This window comes from Paraburkholderia phenoliruptrix (assembly GCF_047325075.1).
In the GTDB taxonomy this organism is placed as follows: domain Bacteria; phylum Pseudomonadota; class Gammaproteobacteria; order Burkholderiales; family Burkholderiaceae; genus Paraburkholderia; species Paraburkholderia phenoliruptrix.
The window spans coordinates 1965331-1981865 of sequence record NZ_CP168530.1 but is presented as its reverse complement, the minus strand read 5'-3'; the positions used below and the strand labels follow the sequence as shown (position 1 = coordinate 1981865).

The window sequence follows — 16535 nt, the reverse complement described above, 5'->3', positions numbered from 1 at the left end:
TCAAAAAATGCGCGCAAATTTTGAGATGGAGTGGTCACGGGGTTATACGGGGCGCGAGGCGAAAGACCATTAGTCGAAAGAAGTCGAAGAAAACTTCGAACTGAAGATGAGTGGAAGGCCGGATGCCGGTGCCAGCGAGCACCGGCATCCCGGCCAGTCCGCCGGATGGCTGGCAGCGGATCACGGCTGCGGGGCGCCGGTCCGCCGGTTAGAAACGATAAGTCGCGTTGCGGGGTTTTATGAGAATTGCTGTCCTGGATGACGATTCGGCGCAGGCCGATCTTGTTTGCCAAACGCTGTCGGCGGCCGGCCATGTCTGTCACGCATACGGAGAAGGCCGCGAACTGGTGCGGCAATTGCGGCGCCAGACCTTCGATCTGCTGGTGCTCGACTGGAACGTGCCCGATATGTCGGGCGAAGAAGTCCTGCGCTGGGTACGAGAAAGTCTGTCAGAACGCTTGCCCGTGTTGTTCATGACGAGCCGCGGCCATGAAAGCGACATCACGTCGATTCTGAATACCGGCGCCGACGACTACGTCGTCAAACCGGTTTCCGCAGCGGTGCTGCTGGCGCGCGTCGGTTCGCTGCTGCGGCGCGCCTATCATCTGAAGCCGCCGGCGGCGCGGGAAGTCTTCGGCGAGTTCGAATTCGATCTGCATGCGAAGCATGTGGTGGTGCGCGGCACGAAAGTGGCGCTCACGCAGAAAGAGTTCGAGCTCGCGCTGCTGCTGTTCCAGCATCTGAGCCGGCCGTTGTCGCGCGCGCATATTCTCGACGTCATCTGGAAGCAGGCGACCGACATCCCGTCGCGCACCATGGACACGCACGTCTCCATGCTGCGCAGCAAGCTCGGCCTGCGTCCCGAGCACGGCTACCGTCTGACGCCGATTTACGGCTACGGCTACCGGCTGGAGCGCCTCGAGCGGCTCGAATCCGCCAGCGAGGCGCCGGCCGTGGCGGGGCGTCCCGAAGCGGGGCAGGCGTGACGTTTTCCGTCGCTGGCGCTTCGGCAGAGCAGGGCAGGAGAGGTTCGGCGAGCCGCCGCGCGGGCGCATCGCTGACGGTAGCCGGCCTGCTCGCCATCGCCTGCTTCGCGCCGGGCTCCGCCCACGCGCAGTCTTCGCCTGTGCCGAAGCCGCGCGTGAAAGCCGCGCCGCCCGCCTACGTGACCTATGTGACGCGTGAAGGCGACACGCTCTACGAGGTTGCGAGCCGCTATCTGAGCGACAGCCGCGACTGGGCCGCGCTGAGCCGCCTGAACCGCGTGCCCGCGCCGCGCCGCATGCATGCCGGCGTGGCGCTGCGTCTGCCGGCCGACAAACTCAGGCAGGACCCGGAGACGGCACGCGTGATCGCAACGAGCGGCCCGGCCGACCATGCGTTCGGCAAGAGCCCTTATGTGCCGCTTGCGGCCGGCGCGATGCTCGGCGAAGGCGATCGCCTTCGCACCGGAGCCAACGGCTTCCTCACGCTGGAGCTGTCCGACGGCTCGCATGTGACGCTGACCGAAGACAGCATGCTCGACATCGGCAGGCTGCGGCGTACCACGCTGACGGGCGCGGGCGACCGGCAACTCGAATTGCAGCGCGGCCGGGTCGAAAGCGAAGTCACGCATGCGACGAAGCCGGACGACCGCTTCCAGATCCGCTCGCCGTCGGTGGTGGCGGGCGTGCGCGGCACGCATTTTCGCGTCGGTTACGACGGCGACGCGCAAACCACGGCGGTCGAGGTGCTGGACGGCGCAGTCGGCGTCGATCCCGCCGCCGCGCTTTCGCGCGCCCCCGCGCCCGGTGCGCCGCTGCAGGCGTCGGCGCAATTGCTGGCGGCGCGCTTTGGCAGCATCACGCGAGCCGGCAGCGCGCCGGGCGATGCCGTCGAACTGCTCGCCGCCCCCGCGCTCGCACAGCCGGCCCGCGTGCAGGACGGCAAGACGGTCGTCTTCGATGTGATCCCCGCCGAGGCGGGCGGCGGCGCCGGGACGCGAGCGAGGCCAGCAGGCTATCGCGTGCAGATTTCGCGCGACGCCGACCAGCTCGACCTGATCCGCGACCTGCGCGTGAGCGCGCCGCACGCCGATTTCGGCGATCTTCGCGACGGCACGTATTTCGTGCGCATCGCGGCCATCGACGCAAACGGGCTCGAAGGCTTGCCGCAGGTGTATGGCTTCGAGCGCCGTCAGTTCGGTCTCGCGGCATCGGCGGCGCCGCGTGCCGGCAGCCACGACTACGAGTTCCGCTGGTTCGTGAGCCGCGCGCCGGCGTCGGGGGAAACGCGCTTTCGCTTCGTCATGGCGACGACGGCCGATCTGCGTCATCCGCTCGTGGACCGCGCGGACCTGACGGGCGGTCAGCTGGTGGTGAGCGATCTGCCGCCGGGCGTCTATTACTGGACCATCGTCGCCGAGCAGTTCGACAACGGCCGTTTGTACGAAACGAGCAGCGCCGTCCGCTCCTTTACGCTCGCGCGCTGACGCTGATAGATTCACGGGGCCGCATCCAGTCCGCTGTCGAACGCTTACGCCCACACGCCCCACCGACCCTACGCGCACGCCTTGTCGAACCCATCTACGCGCCTGAGCCTTGACCCGCGCGCCCGTCTTGGACGGCGCGCCGGCCGGCGTTTCCTGATCGAATGGGTGGCCATTGGGTGCCTCGGTGTCATCGTCATCCTGCTCGGCTCGCTCGGGCGAATGAGCGCGAGCGTCGATCATCTCGTGTATGACCACTTGCTGGGCTGGCGTGCGCAGCCGGTGCTGCCTGACATCGTCGTGCTCGAAATCGACAATGAAAGCATCGCGCAGCTGGGCCGCTGGCCCTGGCCGCGCAGCGTCCACGCGAGTCTGCTCGAGCAGCTCGCGAAGGCGAAGCCGGCCGCCGTCGTCTACGACGTGCTGTTTACAGAACCCAATGCCGACGATGCCGGACTGGCGCACGCCATCGCCCTGAGCCCGACGTATCTGCCCGTGCTGCTCACCAGCGCCGGGCGCGGCGCGCGGCATGCCGTCGTGGAGCCGGTCGCGCCGCTCGCGCACGCGGCGGCGGGTCTCGGCCATATCAATCTCGAAGTGGACAGCGACGGTATCGTGCGCAGCGTCGCGCAATTCGAGGGCGACGCCGACGCGCGCTGGCCGCAACTGATGGTCACGGTCGCGCGTGCGGCGCAGCGGGGCGTGCTTGCCCTGAACCCGCCGCTGACGAGCCGCGCGGGCGCGGCGAGCGGCGACAGCGCCGCCGCCCGCAACGATGCGGGCAACGAGGCGGGCAACGACGCGGAGAGCGACGGCCGTTTCCTGATTCCATTCAGCCGCAACGCGCAGAGCTATACGAAGCTCAGCTTTGCGAGCGTGCTGGCAGGCGAAGTCCCGCTGGAGAAGCTGCGCGGGCGCATCGTCGTGATCGGCGTGACGGCGTCCGGTCTCTACGACCGGTTTGCGACGCCGGTGTCCGGCGAGTTGGGACCGCTGCCGGGCGTCTATATTCACGCGAACGTGCTCGATACGCTGCTGACCGGCCGTCAGGTCCTGCCGGCTGCGCGAGGGTTGCTGTTCGCCGTCTCGATGGTGCCGCTTGCGGCGCTGCTGGCCGGCTTCCTCGTGCTGTCGCCGCGCCGCTCGTTGCTGCTGACGGGCGCGCTCTGCGCCATTGCCATGGCCGGCAGCGCGCTCTTGCTGTACGGCGCGCGGCTGTGGCTGTCGCCGGTGCCGGCGATCCTCGGCGTAGTCGTCGTCTATCCGATCTGGAACTGGCGCCGGCTCGAAATGACGATGGCCTATCTGCGCAAGGAGCTGCAGCGGCTCGCCAACGAACCGCATTTGCTGCCGCAGACGCCGCAGCGCCGCCGCGAATTCGGCGGCGACGTGCTGGAGCAGCACATGGCGCTGATGGCGCAGGCCGCGCAACGCGTGCAGGACATGAAACGCTTCGTGTGGGACAGCCTGAACAGCGTGCCGGAGCCGATTCTCGTGAGCGATGTGCGCGGCGTCGTGCTGATCGCGAATCATGCCGCGAAGGCGCACTTCACGCGGCTTGGCGCGCCCATGCCCGAAGGACGTCCGATGCAGGCGGTGCTCGGCGGCCTCACGCTAGTGAAGGCGATCGACAGCGGCGCGGCCTCCGACGCGGACAACACGCTGTTCGCGCGCGCTCACTGGCCGGCGCTGCTCGATCCGACACGCCGCGAATTCGCCGCGCTGATGGCGCAGGGCGTCGAAGTGCGCGACGCCAACGAGCGCGATCATCTGCTGCGGTACGCCAACTGCACGAACGCGCAGGGCGAAACGACCGGCTGGATCGCCGGTCTCGTCGACGTGTCCGCGCTGCATGCGGCCGAGCGGCAGCGCGAAGACGCGCTGCGGCTGCTGTCGCACGACATGCGCTCGCCGCAAGCGTCGATTCTCGCGCTGGTCGAGATGGAACGTGCCCGCGACACGCCCGCGCTCGCGCACGGCGTGCTCGAGCGCATCGAACGTTATGCGCAACGCGCGCTGACGCTCGCCGACGACTTCGTGCAGCTTGCGCGCGCCGAATCGCAAACCTATCTGCTCGAGCCCGTGAATCTCGCCGAGTTGATGATCGACGCAAGCGACGAAGTCTGGCCGCAGGCGCATGCGAAGCGCATCGCGCTGGACACCGCAACGGACAGCCGCGACGGCGGTGACGACGAAGGCGGCGACGGTCACTGGATCTGCGCGGACCGCTCGCTGATGACGCGCGCGCTCGTCAACATTCTGAACAACGCGGTCAAGTACAGCCCGCCGGATACGCGCATCGCCTGCGAGCTGTCGTTGGTTACGCCCATAGGCGCCGCCGCGGCGCGCGGGGCAGCAAGACGCATAGCGTGCACGATTCGCGACGAAGGCTATGGCATTCCGCAAGAGCAGCAGGCGGACCTCTTCGAGCGCTTCAGGCGATTTCACGAAACCGAGCGGCCCGAAGTGGGCGGAGCCGGCCTCGGCATGGCCTTCGTGAAGACCGTCGTGACCCGCCATGGCGGCGAAGTGGAAGTGGTCAGCGCACCGGGCCGCGGCACGGCGGTCACGATCTACCTGCCGGTACTCGACGAGGAAGCGTCGGGCCAGCCCGCGAGCCCTCTTCATGACGCATGAGCACGCAATCTATCGAAGCGAGGAATGAACAGTGAAAGCGGTCAGAGAGGTTAAATCGGTGAAGGCGATTCTGATCTGTGCGGCGCTTGCGGCGGCGACTCTCACTGGCTGCACGGGTCTTCACGCCGACGTGCATACCGCCACGCCCGCGACCGCGTTGCCGGGCGAGCGGACGTATGCCTTCGCGCGCATGCCGACGCAAGGCGCGAGCAGCGACCATGCGCAATTCGAAACCGCACTGCGCGACGAACTGGCGAAACAGGGCTTCGCGGATACGGCCGGCCGTCCCGCGCATTACGTGCTCTCGGTCGGATACGAAACGCGCCTCGCGAAGATCGGCGTGGGGCGCAGCGACTGCGCGGCAGGCGATTGCGGCCGGCAGAGCGGTGCGCCGTTCTCGCCGTTCGGCGCACGCGCCTATCGGCATACGCTGACGCTGCGTTTTTTCGAGCGCGCGAGCGGACGCGAAGTCTACCAGGTCAGCGCGGCGAGCACGGACCGCGATCCCGATCCACTGCAGGCGGCGCCCGCGCTCATCAAAAGCGCGCTGGCGCAGTTTCCCTTCCAGGTGCCCGCCGACTGGCGCGTCAAGCTGCGTATGGACGAAGCGCGCGGCGTCCCTGACGTGGTCTCAGTCCAGCCGCTCGACAGATAGCGCCGCTGCGGCGCTCAGGTGTCCTGCGGCCAGCGGTTCTCGAACACGCAATCGGCGAGCGGCATGCGCTCGGCCCAGCGTTCGGTTTGCAGCATCGGCTCGCTATAGAACTCGTCGACATGGCCAAGGCACAATATGGCCACGGGCCGCGCGCCTTCCGGCATATGCAGGAGCCGGCGTACCGCATCCACGTCGAAGAGCGACACCCAGCCCATGCCGAGGCCTTCGGCGCGCGCCGCGAGCCACATGTTCTGGATCGCGCAGGCCACTGACGCGAGGTCCATCTCCGGCAACGTGCGGCGGCCGAAAATGTGCCGCTCGCGGCCGTCCATCAGCGCCATCACGAGCAGCTCGCCGCATTCCCGCATGCCTTCGACCTTCAGCTTCATGAACGCTTCGCGGCGTTGGCCGAGCGCGTCGGCGGTGGCAAGCCGTTCGCTTTCGACAGTGGCATGCAGCGCCGCGCGCAACGCGGGATCGGTGATGCGCGCAATCCGCCATGGCTGCATGAAGCCGACACTCGGCGCGTGATGCGCGGCATTCAGAAGCCGCTGCAAGACGGCGGCATCGACGGGGTCGCGCACGAAGTGGCGCATGTCGCGGCGTTCGTAGATGGCGCGATAGACCGCGTCGCGGTCCGCGTCGTTAAAAGGCTTCGCCATTGAAGAGGGCGGCCGCGAAGGCCGGGTTGGAGGGCCAGTAAGCATGCATGTAGGTCGCGACAATCGGACCGACGCGGTAGAGCGCCTCGCCGGGTGCCGTATCTTCAGGCCGCGTGGCCGAGCGTAGCGGCGCGAGATCGGTGCTGACCTTCGAGTAATGAAACGTATGGCCGGTCATGACGCCATGCAGTCCGTCGATCTGCTGCATGCCGAGCGCGGTGAAGCGCGTTTGCATTGTCGCGTGGCCGGGCAGCAGGCCGAGCATCGGCGTGCTGACGCCTTGTGTGTCGGTGAGCCGGTCGAGCAGATACAGCATGCCGCCGCATTCGGCGACGAGCGGTTTGCCGGCCGCCGCATGCGCGCGAACGGCCGCCGCGCTGTTGGCGTTTGCGGCAAGCGCCGCGGCGTGCAGTTCGGGGTAGCCGCCGGGCAGGTAGAGCGCGTCGACGTCGGCTGGCAATGCCTCGTCGGCGAGCGGCGAGAAGTAGTGCACGCGTGCGCCGAGCGCTTCGAGCAGCGCGATGTTGGCGGGATAGATAAACGAAAACGCGGCGTCGCGCGCAATGGCGATGCATTTGCCCTGCAGAAGGCGAGGCAGCGCCGGCGGCGTGGGCGCGCCGAATTCGACGGCGGGCGGCAAATCGGCCAGCGCAGTGTTGGCGAGGGCATCGGCGGCGCGCTCCAGACGCGCATCCAGATCGTCGATTTCCTCAGCCTGATGCAGGCCAAGGTGGCGGTCGGGCAACTCGATCTCGCTCGCGGCGGCAATGTATCCGCACCAGCGCATGCCGGGCGGCAACGCTTCTTCCAGCATCTGCGCATGACGGGCCGAGCCAACCCGGTTGGCGAGCACGCCATGAAACGGCACCTGCGGTCTGAAGCGCGCGAGCCCAAAAGCCACGGCGCCGAAAGTCTGCGCCATCGCCTTTGCGGAAATCACGGCGAGTACCGGCACGCCGAAGGCGCTTGCGAGATCCGCGCTGCTCGGCGTGCCGTCGAACAGACCCATGACGCCTTCGATCAGGATCAGGTCGGCATCCGCCGCCGCTTCCGCGAGTAGCTGGCGGCAGGCGTCGTGGCCGACCATCCACAGATCGAGCGACAGCACGGGCGCGCCGCTCGCCCGCGCGAGAATCATCGGATCGAGGAAGTCCGGTCCGGTCTTGAAGACCCGCACCCGCCGCCCGAGCCGCCGATGGTAGCGCGCAAGCCCCGCCGTGATCGTCGTCTTGCCTTGGCCGGACGCGGGCGCGCTGATGAAAAGCGCGGGGCAGGCGGCCACGTTCAGAACTCCACGCCGCGCTGCGCCTTCACGCCTTGCTCGCGATACGGGTGCTTGACGATGCGCATTTCGGTGACGAGGTCAGCCGCTTCGACGAGCGCGTCGGGCGCGTGACGGCCTGTAACGACCACATGCAGCATCGGCGGACGTGCGTTAATGACAGAGAGCACCTCGTCGAGCGGCAGATACTCGTACTTGAGGACAGTGTTCAGCTCGTCGAGGATCACCATCTGATAGTCGCCGCTCTCGATCATCCGTCGCGCTTCGTTCCAGCCCTTGCGCGCGGTCGCCATGTCGGCCTCGCGGTTCTGCGTGTTCCAGGTGTAGCCGTCGCCCATCGTCACGAAGTCACAATTGGCGATCGCGCCGAGAAAGTCGCGCTCCGACGTATGCAGCGCACCTTTGATGAACTGCACCACGCCAAGGCGCATGCCGTGGCCGAGCACGCGCACGGCCATGCCGAAGGCGGCGGTCGTCTTGCCCTTGCCCGTGCCGGTGTTGACGATCAGGAGACCCTTTTCGACGGTGGCCGCGGCCTGCTTCTTTTCGTGGCCTTCGCGCCGGCGTTCGGTCATGCGCTGATGCGATTCGGGATCGGTTTTCATGGAAGGTCCTGTTGAGTAGAGGTCGCGCTGTCTGCTGGCGCGGGTTCGGTCGATGCGATCGCCACGGTCACACCCGCGTGAACGCATTTGCGAGCGACGAGGCGGGGAATGCCGGCGGCGCAACGGGCCTTGGCGTGAAGCGACGCGCCAAGCAACGCACACGGTTCGCAGACGCCGTCTACGCCGAGATGCTCGCGGCTCGCCGCCGAGGGCTCGGCCAGATGCACCGCGGCAATCTGCTCGCGCGTAAACAGTTTCAGCGGCAAGGCGTGGCGCGCGCAGAAGGCGAGCAAGCCGGATTCTTGCGCTTTGGTTTCGATCGACGCGACGGTCGCAATATGTTCGAATGCCTGCGAGCCGAGCGCCGCGCGCACAGCCGCTTCGATTTCTTCCGCCGATGTATGCCGGCGGCAGCCGATGCCTACGCTCAGCGTTTTCATTTCGCGTCCGGCGAGGCGGCGGTTTCCGGCGCATCGGGTGCATCGGGCGCATCCGGTGCATCCGGTGCATCCGCCGCGGCGGCACGCGCAAGCGCGAGCGACGCCACGCCGCCGATCACCACGATGGCGGGCGAGCCGAGTCCCGCGCGCGCGACCGCAGCGGCGAATTCACCGAGGGTGGCAAGCGCATGCCGTTGCTCAGGCCGCGTCGCCGATTCGATCGCCGCGCACGGCGTGGCGGCAGACATGCCTGCCGCCAGCAACGCGCCGACGATGGCATTGAGCCGCCGCATGCCCATATAGATCACGAGTGTCATGCGTGTCGCGACGAGCGCGGCCCAATCCGGCTCGCTCGTGCCCGCGCCGTGGCCGGTCACGAACACCACGCCTTGCGCATGATCGCGGTGCGTAACCGGAATGCCGATTGCCGCAGGCGCCGCGATTCCCGCTGTAATGCCGCTGACAATTTCCACTTCGATGCCCGCCGCATGCAGCGCCTGCTGCTCCTCGCCGCCCCTGCCAAACACGAACGGATCGCCGCCCTTCAGGCGCGCGACGCTGCGCCCGGCATTCAGGTGCGCGAGCATCTGCGCGACGATGCCTTCCTGCGGCGTGGACGGGTGACCGCCGCGCTTGCCGACATGCACGATGCAGGCATCGGCGCGCGCGAATTGCAGTACGTCGGGGTTCACCAGGTCGTCGACGAGAATCACGTCGGCTTGCGCAAGGGCGCGCGTTGCCTTCAGCGTCATCAGCTCGACGTCGCCGGGGCCCGCGCCGATCAACCATGCGCGCTTCATCGCGGCTTGTGAACCGTGCGCTGCAGCGAGGGCTGAAAGGGCACGCGTGCGACCGACGCGCACGCCATTGTGCGGCGTAAAAACCGGCGCCATTCAGTGGAAGTGGAGATCGAAGTCATTGAAAGCTGTGCATTCGTGCACGAAGGCAAACGCCGGTTGCGAGCCGTTCGCGAGATCGTGCTTGAGCGCCTTCACATCCGTCCCTCGCGGATTCCGGCGGCCGGCGGCGTGACGTCGAAAACGCACGGCCGCCTCCGCGTCTGGCCGGTATCCGGGCTGGCGGCCGCACGCGTTTTGCCTTCCCGCCCGCATTCGTGTGAATGTCGCGGACAGTGGCAGTGAAAACGCATGCGCGGCGCAAAAAACGCCGCAGGCCGCTTACCGTTGCGGGGACAGCACAGATTGAGCGCGCGACGCGCTGCCTGTTTCCCGTTTAACTGCACATGCGAACGCATGTGCGGGCACCAAACGCGCGCATACGATAGCACACGGCACATGCTTCGGATAAGGGCGCCGGGCTTGCGTTTCCTTGACTGCGTGAGGCGCCGGGCCTACACTCGCACGCACTTCTGGTGCTCGTGTGCGCGCTCGTGCGTACACAGTTAAACGGGAAACAGGGCGCCCGCCTCGCATGGATCGGGTCAACCTGTGCTGCCCCCGCAACGGTAAGCGAAATGCGTCGCCATGCTGGTTTGCATGGCGCGCGGAGCCGGCTTCGATGTCCCCGCGCAAGGCCGCGTGGGCATATCACCACTGGGCGAGAAATCACTCGTCCGGGAAGGGGAAGCGGCGCTTTCGCCAGCCCGGATACCGGCCGGAACACGAAGGGCGAACGTCGCGGGGATGCGGCGCTGCGCTCAGCCCTCATACCCGTTTTCTGCGTTTTTCCTGTTATAGCGAAGGCCGCCGTTCGTCCCCGCGCCTGGCAATGCCGTGTTGTGTGCGGCAGTGAGCGAACACGCCGGCCCGCAGCTGCAACTCTCCAGGATGGATCTCACGATGCAAACCCAGATGCGCAAGATTCCTGTCACCATCGTCACGGGCTTTCTCGGCAGCGGCAAGACCACGCTGCTGCGGCACATTCTTCAGCACGCGGGCGGCAAGCGGATCGCGGTGATCGTCAACGAATTCGGCGAACTCGGCATCGACGGTGAGATCCTGAAGGGCTGCGGGATCGGCTGCGACGAAAATGGCGTCGAGACTGAAGGTCAATTGTATGAACTGGCGAACGGGTGCCTGTGCTGCACGGTGCAGGAAGAGTTCTTTCCGGTGATGGAAAAGCTCGTCGAGCGTCGCGAGCAGATCGACCATGTGCTGATCGAAACGTCGGGCCTCGCGTTGCCGAAGCCTCTTGTGCAGGCGTTCAACTGGCCGCAGATCAAAAGCAGCTTCACCGTGGACGCGGTGATTACGGTCGTGGACGGCCCGGCTGCCGCAAGCGGTCAGTTCGCCGACAATCCGCTCGCCGTGGACGCGCAACGCAAGGCCGATCCTAACCTCGACCATGAGTCGCCGCTGCACGAATTGTTCGAGGATCAGTTGTCCGCAGCGGATCTCGTGATTCTCAACAAAACCGATCTGCTCGATGAAACACGTCAAAACGCAGTCGAAGCGCTGATCCGCGAGGACATTCCGCCGCAAGTGAAAATCGTGCGCGCGCACATGGGGCAACTCGATCTGCACACGCTGTTCGGACTCGAGGCGGCATCGGAAGAAACGATCCACTTGCGCCACGATCATCACGGCTCGGCGGAGGACGCCGATCATCACCACGACGAATTCGATTCAGTCATCGTGCGGGCGAGCGCGCCGTCGCGCGAGGCGGTGATAGCGGCGTTGCAAGGGCTCGTCGAAAACAACACGATTTATCGCGTCAAGGGATTCGCCGCATTGCCGGGCGCGCCCATGCGCCTCGTCATTCAAGGCGTGGGGCGCCGCTTCGACAGCTATTTCGACCGACGCTGGCAGGCAGGCGAGGGCGGCGAGAGCCGCTTCGTGCTGATAGGCGAGGATCTCGATCAGGCCGCGCTGCAACGCGCATTCGATGCCGCGCTCGGCGCGAGCGTGGCCGGCCTCGCTGTGCAACAGGCGTAGACGTCCATGCATCTGCTGCGCACCACGCCGGGCGGTTTCGTCGACGATACGCAAGGCGTGATCCGGATCGACCAGCGGCCCGCGGACATCGTCGTGCTGAGTTCGGCGGATACCACGCTGTCGCTGCTCGCGAGCGTGTTTCCCCGTCTCGGCGAGGGGTTTCCGAGCGTGCGCCTCGCGAATGTCACGTATCTGCGGCAACCGGCGTCGGTGGACTTCTATGTCGAGGACGTGTTGCAGCATGCACGGGTGGTCGTGGTCGATCACCTCGGCGGCGAGGCGTATTGGCCCTACGGCATTGAGCAGGTGGTCGCGCTGGCGGAGCGCAAACAGCAGACACTGGCGATGTTCTCGGGCGATCTGCAGGAAGATCCGAACCTGCTTGCGCGCAGTACCGCGGACACGGATCTCTGCCACCAGTTGTGGCGCTATCTGCGTGAAGGCGGTCCGCACAATGCAGAGGCGTTTCTGCGCTGCATCGCGTATCGGACGCTCGGCTGGGGGCGTGAACCTGCGCCGCCGCGCGCGCTGCCGGCCGCATCGCTTTATCATCCGGCATGCGATACGCCTACTATCGCCGACTGGCAGGTGCGCTGGCGGCACGACGCGCCCGTCGCTGCAATTCTGTTTTACAAGGCGCACTTGCAGGCGGCCAACACGGCCGTGTTCGACGCGCTGATCGAGGCGCTCGAGTCCGAAGGTGTGAATCCGTTGCCGCTTGCCATCACGTCGCTGAAAGATGCGATGAGCCGCGAAGTCGTGCAATCGTTGTGCGCGCAACATAACGCGGCGCTGGTGCTCAATACGACTGCATTCGCGGCCTCGGCAATCGACGACCCGGAGCCGCCCGCGCTCGCAGGCGATGCGCCTGTGCTCCAGGTGATTCTGAGCGGCGGTAATCGCGATGACTGGCAGAAGGATAACCAGGGCCTCAATTCGCGCGATATCGCCATGCATATCGCACTGCCGGAAGTGGACGGCCGCATCATCACGCGGGCCATCAGTTTCAAGGGACTCGCCTATCGCTGTCCACATACGGAAGTCGACGTGGTGCGCTATCAGCCGGATTTCGAGCGCGTGCGTTTTCTCGCTGAATTGAGCCGCCGCTGGTGCCGGCTGCGCTCGCTCGATAACGCGGACAAGAAACTTGCGCTGATTCTCGCGAACTATCCGATGAGCGAGGGGCGCATCGGCAATGGTGTGGGGCTCGACACGCCGGCGTCAGTGGTCGGCATTCTGTCGATGCTACGCGACGAGGGGTATCGCGTCGCGCAAGTGCCGGACAGCGGCGACGCGTTGCTGAAAAAACTGACCGAAGGCGTGACAAACGACCCTGTTGTGCGCGATCTGCGGCCCGCATTGCAAAGTCTCGCGCTTCATGACTACCTCGCGTATTTCAACGCGCTGCCAGCGCCGGTGCGTGACGCGCTGAATGCGCGGTGGGGCGCGCCGGAAAGGGACCCGGCCGTGCGGCGCGGCCGTTTCATGATTGCGGGTTGGCGCTGCGGCCACGTGTTCGTCGGGATTCAGCCGTCGCGTTCGCGCGAGCAGGGTGATTACGCGAGCTATCACGATGCCGAGCTGGTGCCACCGCATGCGTACCTGGCGTTCTATTTCTGGCTGCGGCACCAGTTCGGCATCGACGCGCTCGTGCATGTCGGCAAGCATGGCAACCTGGAATGGCTACCGGGCAAGAGCGTCGCGTTGAGCGAGTCGTGCTGGCCCGATCTGATTCTCGGGCCGATGCCGCATCTCTATCCGTTCATCGTCAACGATCCGGGCGAAGGTAGCCAGGCCAAGCGCCGCGCGCAGGCGGTCATCGTCGATCACCTGATGCCGCCGCTCACGCGCGCGGAAAGTTATGGACCGTTGCAGGATCTCGAACGCCAGGTCGACGAATACTATGAAGCGCTGATGGTTGACCCGCGCCGCTCGAAGCTCTTGCGGCGTACCATTCTCGCGACGATCGTCGAACATCGGCTGCACGAAGAATTGAGTCTCTCCGAGCCGAAGGGCGAGGACGATGAAGATAGGCTGCTCACGCGCGTCGATGCCTGGCTGTGCGAATTGAAAGAGGCGCAGATCCGCGACGGTCTGCACACGTTCGGCCAATCGCCGCAAGGCGTGCAACGCCGCGATACCTTGCTCGCGCTAGGGCGCTTTCCCGTCGGCCACGGGCAAGGCGGCAACGCGGGCCTGATCGATGCATTGGCGCGCGATCTGCAGATCGATCATTTCTTCGATCCGTTGTCGGTCGATTGGTCCGCCGCATGGACGGGCCCGCGTCCCGAGATTCTGCAACGCGTGAGCGATGCGCCCTGGCGCCATGGCGGCGATACGCGCGAGCGTCTGGAGCTGCTAGCCGCGCAGTTGCTGTCTGCCGTGTGCGGCGAGCCGGACGACACTTCAAATGCCTGCGCGCAGGATAGGCTGCCGCAAGCCGAACGCGTGATCGAGCGCCTGCGTGAGGACGTGTTGCCCCGGCTCGACGCGTGCGGCACGCAGGAAATGATGCAGCTCAGGCGCGGCCTCGAAGGCCGTTTCGTGCCACCCGGGCCGAGCGGTTCGCCGTCGCGCGGCCGGCCCGACGTGTTGCCGACGGGCCGCAATTTTTATTCGGTCGACACGCGCGCGATTCCGACACAAGCGGCATGGTCGCTCGGTTTGAAGTCGGCTCAGCAATTGATCGAACGGCATGTGCAGGAACACGGCGATTATCCGCGCGCCATCGGTCTTTCCGTGTGGGGCACCGCGACCATGCGCACGGGCGGCGACGATATCGCGCAGGCGCTCGCGTTGCTTGGGGTGCGGCCAAAGTGGGCACCGGGCAGCCATCGCGTGACGGACTTCGAGATCATGCCGATCGAGGCATTCGATCGTCCGCGCATCGACGTCACGTTGCGCGTGTCCGGCTTCTTTCGCGACGCGTTTGCGAACGTCATGCATCTATTCGACGCCGCAGTGCAAGCCGTCGCCGAACTCGATGAACCTGCAGAGGTCAATCCGATCCGCGCGCGTGTCATGCGCGAACGCGACGCGTTGATCGCGCGCGGTATGGATGCCGCCGAGGCCCGCAAGCGCGCCGGATGGCGCGTCTTCAGCGCGCGGCCAGGCGCATACGGCGCCGGCTTGCAGGACATGATCGACTCGCAGCATTGGCAGACGGACGCGGATCTCGCGAATGCCTATCAGGCGTGGGGCGGTTATGCCTACACGCAAAAAAGCGCGGGCGAAGAGGCGCGTCAGGCGTTCGGCGCGCGTCTCGCCGCCATGGACGTCGTCTTGCAGAATCAGGACAACCGCGAGCACGATCTGCTCGATTCCAACGACTACTACCAGTTTCAGGGCGGGATGGTCGCGGCCGTGCGGCATCTCGCGGGCAACCAGCCGAGTGTCTATCACGCGGATCACAGCAACCCCACCGCGCCGCGGGTTCGTACGCTTCACGAGGAAATCGCGCGCGTAGTGCGCTCGCGCGTAGTGAACCCCAAATGGATCGACGGGGTGAAGCGGCATGGTTACAAAGGCGCCGCTGAAATCGCGGCCACCGTCGATTATCTTTACGGCTATGACGCAACTGCACGCGTGGTCGCCGATCATCAATATGCGCTCGTCGCCGATGCTTATGTGAACGATCCGCACACGCGCGAATTCCTGCAGCAGCATAACCCCCATGCGCTGCATTCCATTTGCGAGCGGCTGCTGGAGGCGATGCAGCGCGGGTTGTGGCAGTCGCCAGGCGACTATCGCACGCAGGTCGAGCAGCATCTGCTCGCGAGCGAACAGCAGATTGAAGGGATGCAACCATGAATGCCGTCACGGAAAGTGCTCATCAAGGCTCGGCGCAAAAACCCGCTTTTCCGTTTGCCGCGTTGATCGGACAAAGCGCGTTGCAGCAGGCGTTGCTGCTCGCGGCGATCGATCCGGGAATCGGCGGCGTGCTGGTGAGCGGGCCGCGCGGAACGGCGAAATCAACGGCGGCGCGTGCGCTTGCCGAGTTGCTTCCGCACGGGCAGCTCGTGAACCTGCCGCTTGGCGCAAGCGAGGATCGCCTGATCGGCACGCTCGATATCGAAACCGTGCTGCGCGACGGCTCCGTGCGCTTCTCGCCCGGGCTGCTTGCGAAAGCGCATCGCGGCGTGCTGTATGTGGACGAAGTCAACCTGCTGCCCGATGCGCTCGTCGATGCCTTGCTCGATGCGGCGGCGAGCGGTGTGAACACCGTTGAGCGCGATGGCGTATCGCATACTCACGAGGCGAGCTTCGTGCTGATCGGTACGATGAATCCGGAAGAGGGCGAGTTGCGGCCGCAATTGATCGACCGTTTCGGCTTGATGGTGGAGTTGCAGAACTGCTTCGAACCGCGCGTGCGCGAGCAGATCGTGAAAGCGCGGCTCGCATTCGAGCTCGATCCTGCCGGCTTTCGCGCTGGTTATGCGCAGCAACAGGCGCAGTACCTCGAGCGGATTCGTGCGGCCCGTGAGGCGCTGCCGCGACTTTCCTTCGACGACGCACTGCACGCGCACGTGAGCGCGTTGTGTATCGACGCCGCCGTGGACGGCTTGCGCGCCGACCTCGTGATGCTTCGCGCGGCACGTGCTCTGGCCGCGTGGGATCTTGCGGACGCGGTCACGACGCAGCATGTCGATAGCGTTGTGGAGGCGGTGCTTGTGCACAGGCGGCGCGCGCGGGGCGCGACCCCTGGCAGCAGCGAGGCGGGGCAACGCGTTTCGTCGGCGGATTCCGCTGAGCCCGGACCATTGCAGCAAGATAGCGAGGGCGGTGACAGCGATTGGGGTTATTTGCCTGCGCAGCCGGTTGGGACCACACACGTCAAAGGCGTCGTACCGCTTCCACTAAAAAAACGCTGAGCCATCGGAAGGGCGCCGCCGC

General features: G+C 66.1%; 12 protein-coding genes and 2 riboswitches. Of the genes, 7 read left to right on the top strand and 5 right to left on the bottom strand.

The features are described 5' to 3' along the window. Positions 1-239: 239 nt before the first annotated feature. The 4 genes from ACEN8U_RS08780 to ACEN8U_RS08765 all read left to right on the top strand — a co-directional run bounded on the left by ACEN8U_RS08780 (position 240) and on the right by ACEN8U_RS08765 (position 5759). Positions 240-986 (top strand): response regulator transcription factor, encoded by a 747-nt coding sequence (locus ACEN8U_RS08780; RefSeq protein WP_013592245.1) that lies wholly within the window; start codon positions 240-242, stop codon positions 984-986. After that, the gene (locus ACEN8U_RS08775; protein WP_310111867.1) at positions 983-2470 is read left to right on the top strand and encodes a FecR domain-containing protein; all 1488 of its coding nucleotides are present in this window, start codon (positions 983-985) and stop codon (positions 2468-2470) included. The genes ACEN8U_RS08780 and ACEN8U_RS08775 overlap by 4 nt, the downstream gene beginning before the upstream one ends. An 81-nt stretch (positions 2471-2551) precedes the next feature. Beyond that, positions 2552-5104: a CHASE2 domain-containing protein gene (locus ACEN8U_RS08770; RefSeq protein ID WP_310111865.1), complete on the top strand. Its 2553-nt coding sequence runs from the start codon at positions 2552-2554 to the stop codon at positions 5102-5104. Between the two features lie 31 nt (positions 5105-5135). Then, the gene (locus ACEN8U_RS08765) at positions 5136-5759 is read left to right on the top strand and encodes a DUF4136 domain-containing protein (RefSeq protein ID WP_310111863.1); all 624 of its coding nucleotides are present in this window, start codon (positions 5136-5138) and stop codon (positions 5757-5759) included. Between the two features lie 14 nt (positions 5760-5773). On the opposite strand, the gene bluB is transcribed toward ACEN8U_RS08765, so the two are convergent. The 5 genes from bluB to cobA are packed head-to-tail and all read right to left on the bottom strand — an operon-like array spanning position 5774 to position 9548. Then, positions 5774-6421: a 5,6-dimethylbenzimidazole synthase gene (gene bluB, locus ACEN8U_RS08760; protein ID WP_310111861.1), complete on the bottom strand. Its 648-nt coding sequence runs from the start codon at positions 6419-6421 to the stop codon at positions 5774-5776. Further along, complete coding sequence (locus tag ACEN8U_RS08755; protein ID WP_310111858.1) at positions 6405-7703, bottom strand: cobyrinate a,c-diamide synthase; 1299 nt, start codon at positions 7701-7703, stop codon at positions 6405-6407. The genes bluB and ACEN8U_RS08755 overlap by 17 nt, the downstream gene beginning before the upstream one ends. 2 nt (positions 7704-7705) lie before the next feature. After that, positions 7706-8308, bottom strand: a complete 603-nt coding sequence (gene cobO / locus ACEN8U_RS08750; RefSeq protein ID WP_310111856.1) for a cob(I)yrinic acid a,c-diamide adenosyltransferase — start codon at positions 8306-8308, stop codon at positions 7706-7708. Then, a complete protein-coding gene (locus ACEN8U_RS08745) occupies positions 8305-8748 on the bottom strand; it encodes a cobalamin biosynthesis protein (protein ID WP_310111854.1) in 444 nt (147 codons plus the stop codon). Before ACEN8U_RS08745 ends, cobO begins: the two co-directional genes overlap by 4 nt. Further along, on the bottom strand, positions 8745-9548 hold the full coding sequence (cobA, locus tag ACEN8U_RS08740) for a uroporphyrinogen-III C-methyltransferase (protein ID WP_310111852.1): 804 nt from the start codon (positions 9546-9548) through the stop codon (positions 8745-8747). Before cobA ends, ACEN8U_RS08745 begins: the two co-directional genes overlap by 4 nt. A 244-nt stretch (positions 9549-9792) precedes the next feature. Then, positions 9793-10032: riboswitch (cobalamin riboswitch) on the bottom strand. A gap of 69 nt (positions 10033-10101) precedes the next feature. Continuing rightward, positions 10102-10382, top strand: a riboswitch (cobalamin riboswitch). Between the two features lie 165 nt (positions 10383-10547). On the opposite strand from cobA, the gene cobW reads away from it, so the two are divergent. From cobW to ACEN8U_RS08725, 3 genes are read left to right on the top strand one after another with little or no spacing between them, the layout of a single operon-like run. Continuing rightward, entirely contained in the window at positions 10548-11642 is a 1095-nt protein-coding gene (gene cobW, locus ACEN8U_RS08735; protein WP_310111850.1) for a cobalamin biosynthesis protein CobW, read from the top strand. Between the two features lie 6 nt (positions 11643-11648). After that, positions 11649-15452, top strand: a complete 3804-nt coding sequence (gene cobN / locus ACEN8U_RS08730; protein ID WP_310111849.1) for a cobaltochelatase subunit CobN — start codon at positions 11649-11651, stop codon at positions 15450-15452. Continuing rightward, positions 15449-16513 carry an ATP-binding protein gene (locus ACEN8U_RS08725; protein ID WP_310111848.1) on the top strand — a complete coding sequence of 355 codons (1065 nt, stop codon included), beginning with the start codon at positions 15449-15451 and terminating at the stop codon, positions 16511-16513. Before cobN ends, ACEN8U_RS08725 begins: the two co-directional genes overlap by 4 nt. Positions 16514-16535 lie beyond the last annotated feature (22 nt).